The sequence below is a fragment of the Paraburkholderia mimosarum LMG 23256 = NBRC 106338 genome (genome assembly GCF_000739815.1).
GTDB lineage: Bacteria > Pseudomonadota > Gammaproteobacteria > Burkholderiales > Burkholderiaceae > Paraburkholderia > Paraburkholderia mimosarum.
On record NZ_BBJJ01000189.1, the window covers coordinates 1 to 3,496 of the forward strand.

The 3,496-nt window shown below is 55.8% G+C and carries 2 protein-coding genes and 2 pseudogenes; all 4 read right to left on the minus strand.

The window, feature by feature from the left end; translation table 11 throughout:
* Positions 1 to 425 precede the first annotated feature (425 nt).
* A pseudogene (locus BMI01S_RS40240) lies at positions 426 to 845 on the minus strand (DDE-type integrase/transposase/recombinase); the annotation flags it as partial.
* Between the two features lie 78 nt (positions 846 to 923).
* Positions 924 to 1,655: a hypothetical protein gene (locus BMI01S_RS41640; RefSeq protein WP_154671522.1), complete on the minus strand. Its 732-nt coding sequence runs from the start codon at positions 1,653 to 1,655 to the stop codon at positions 924 to 926.
* A 194-nt stretch (positions 1,656 to 1,849) separates the two neighbouring features.
* A pseudogene (locus tag BMI01S_RS40245) lies at positions 1,850 to 1,999 on the minus strand (ATP-binding protein); the annotation flags it as partial.
* Between the two features lie 1,052 nt (positions 2,000 to 3,051).
* Positions 3,052 to 3,496: transposase (locus BMI01S_RS36355; protein WP_042292947.1), on the minus strand; the 445-nt coding region annotated here is incomplete at its 5' end.

Below are 3,496 nucleotides of genomic sequence, written 5' to 3' on the forward strand. Positions count from 1 at the left end.
CTCAATCGACTCGCACATCTGGCGATGGCTCTGGAAATGGGCGAAGCGTCGACACCCCAAAGGAGCCCGGTGGGTCAGACAACGGTACTTCCGGCGCGATGGATACCGGCTCTGGGATTTTGCGACAACGGGTTCAACCGAGGGTGACACCTGCGGCTTGAAACTCTTCCGCGCAGCGACAGTCGTGGTTCAGCGGCCCATCAAAATTCGGGAGACTGGCCAATCCGTTTGATCCCGCATGGCCCCCTACTTTGCCCGCCGTCGAACCGCGAAACGCGCCGACAGGTTGCCCGGTGCCACCCGATGGTGCTGAAGCAATGGCTTGAGCCGGATGCGGGGTGACCCGCACGTCCGGTTCTCAGGGGGCGGCGGCGCAGTGATGCGTCGCTGCTACCCGACAAGGATTCAATCGTGGTCGCGTATTCTGTCGGGTTTGGCGAAGTGGAGGTGTTCACGCGTGCAGCCGGTTCGACGAAAATGTGCTTCTCATGAGCAAGCTCAGGATTGCCCGACTTCGCCGCCGGCTAGCCGCGCAGCTGGTCGGTCACGATCTTGCGCGGCACCGGGTTTGAACGCAGCACCCTGAGGAAGAAGCGCTTTGCCGATGCCTTGTCACGCCGCTCTTGCACAAGCAGGTCCAGTCCTGCGCCATGCTCGTCGACCGCTCGCCACGACAGATACGGCTCGCCGCGCAGCGTCATGAACATCTCGTCGAGGTGCCACGTACTGCCCGGCTTGCGCCGCGCGGCCTTCAGCAACGGATCGTCTCATACGTGACCACAACACCACGCTCGAGAGCGCGGGCTCAGGCTAAACCGGAAACACCAGCGAACCGCGCAGCTGATGACGACGGCAGGGAACCGGTGGCCGTGATAAAGCGGTTTTGTCTTCCATTACGTTCGATTTATGCAACAACGCCCTCATTATGGGAAAATTGGAGAACCTTCAAACGGAAAGGGAAACCATTTACTAATTTCCCGAGCAAAATGGGGATCGATTTGATACAATTCATGGATTGTGCACGTTGGGCTCTTGGCTCGATTAGTGCAATCTGCCGCGTTGAACCAGGCCTGACTTCCCTCGGCCCAGTATTCGTCGCGATTTTCTCCAGCGTATGAATTTCCCAAATAAGTATTTTTGGCATTTTCGTATAACGCGTCGATTCGGCTCGCAAAGCTCGGGTACTCGAAAAGTATCCCCGCATTCAGTACGGCATGGGAAAACTCGTGAATGCAGATTGATTCATTAGGATATCTATCAAAAGGAAGCCCCAAATGCAACAGATTCGCTTCACTGCAGCTGACATACGGATAGTCAGGAGCCCAGCCAACACCCTGCGCCCTTTTATCCCATTTTTCCCCGGAAGGTAGCGGAAATCGTTGATCCAAGTCCGCATATTCAGGCAGAGTCGTCATTTCACTACCCTTTGGGATTATGAGGAACCCCTTGATGTTGCGTGCGAGTCGCCTTCGGATTACGACATGCTTTGAGACCATTCTGTCAATAATGCGTCTGACCTTTGAAAGTGCGGAATCAGCTACCTCTGCGCGCGCGACGATTGGGATACCACTGGCATCGAGGTGCTTTTTGTAGAACTCTTTGTCGAAGTCCAAGCTATCCGGGAGGAGTGTGACGGCATCAGCATAGTTCAGCATTTGACTTCCTTCGATCGACTGGTGGAAATTGAGGGCGCAAGCCAAGGTCACGCGGGTAACGTGTAACGGCTCGAACAAAACCATTTGACACTAAGGTGCGTATTTCGGGGAAGTTGAACGCCCGTTTCGGTGCTGTCGAACAGGCCAGGAGGGAGGTACTGCTATTGCTTCGATTCTACTGCGAGTGTTCGAGATCAGGCTACTTTTTGATCAAGTGCGTTCTTCTTGCGCATCGAATCGCCCTTCAACGAAAGCTTGTGAGCCTGATGGACGAGGCGGTCGAGGATTGCGTCGGCGAGAGTCGGGTCTTGCAGCCATGCGTGCCAGTGTTCAAAGGGCAGTTGTAATGCGCTGAACAGTCTTATGCGGAGTCCGCTGGCACGAACCCCGCTGCCGTCAGCGTCCAACGGTCTTCCGTCGATGCGTAATAAGTGCCGTATTCAGCAACGCAATTAGCTCGTCTGTCGCCTTGAAGCGCCCGGAGCGTAGCTTCGGCGCCACGACAGATTCGAGTGCCTCCAGTTTCACGGACTGATCGATCCGTGTGCATGACCGTATCTCAAACACGTGCAGCTACTCAGGTGGTTGCCGAAACGTCGAATGATATCGGGAGAAAGATTTGTAGATGCGATTCTGTGCTTGTGAGTCCAGTACAGCAGATGTTCAGCAGCTCGGAGATGTCGGCGCGCGGTGATGCCCGCAAAGCCGACCTCCCACAACCTCAGAGTAAATTCCTCAAGTAGGTTGCTCTCAGGATTTGCAACGAGCTCATCGAACCTCTGTCGCGATTCGAAATACTTTGCAAACATGATGTCCTCCTGTTTCGCCGACGCGGCTAGGCCATCGATCGCCTGATCGCCGGTCAAAAGTGCAGAGATCCGCCTCAGTCTACTCAACCCCTCTTCGAGATTCCTCCGTTGAGTTGCCCGGCCAGTGCAGTACGTTGAGCCATCGGAAGGGCGGCAAGGATTCGCCTTTGTAGCTCAGCTGCGTCTGGTAATCCACATGACTTGGAGGTTCCTGCACCAAACAACGTGCACACATGACGAGACCGTGTTGCCAGTTTGGCACTCAGACCTGTAGCAAAGCGCAACGGATCATGCTCTGCCATCTTTACGCACCTCGATTGAACGTGCGGTAGAGACTACACCATTGGCACAAAAATGCACGTCCGAAGTTGTCGTTGGGGACCGCCAATTGGGTTGTCAAACGCCGAAAGGCGCGAATGGCCAATGCCAAAAAAATGCGATTTTGCATAGTTGATCTCCGAACGGCCAAGGGTGTGTAAAAACGCCCGTGCCGACCGACTTGGCGTGCGCCTCGGTTGGGGCGTCGTGCTTGGCCGGTTGAGACTCAGCTGATTGTTGTATTCGAGCGCGTGTAGCGCCAGCAGATATCACGCTCCTGCCAACCTCATTGCCCGCATCGCATCTGCAAATCCCAGAATCCTGATGATGCGCTTGAGGTTGTACGCCAGCACGTGCAAGCTCATTTCGGCCGCAACGTGCCGATGCCCACGTGCCTGGAAGTGAGTCGAACGCATCCAGTGCTTGAGAGTTCCAAACACGTGTTCGACCGTTCGCCGCCGTATCGTCATGGTGTCAAGGTGACGGTCCAGTCTGCGCTGCATCGCCTCAAGAACCGCTTCGTGTTCCCATCGCCGAATGCGTCGGTGGGGAGCCGGGGTGCACTGGCTCTTGAGGGGGCAACGCGGACAGGCACTGCTCCAGTAGACACGCAGCTTCAGCAGATTCGCCCTCTCGACCGTGGTGAACCTGTATATTGCCCGGTGCCCAGCCGGACACAGGTACTGGTCATCCTTGGCGATATAGATTGGGCGG

Bases quoted from the DNA above. Each gene is read 5' to 3' on its own strand.
- BMI01S_RS41640 (WP_154671522.1), bottom strand. From the start codon at position 1,655: ATGCTGAACTATGCTGATGCCGTCACACTCCTCCCGGATAGCTTGGAC.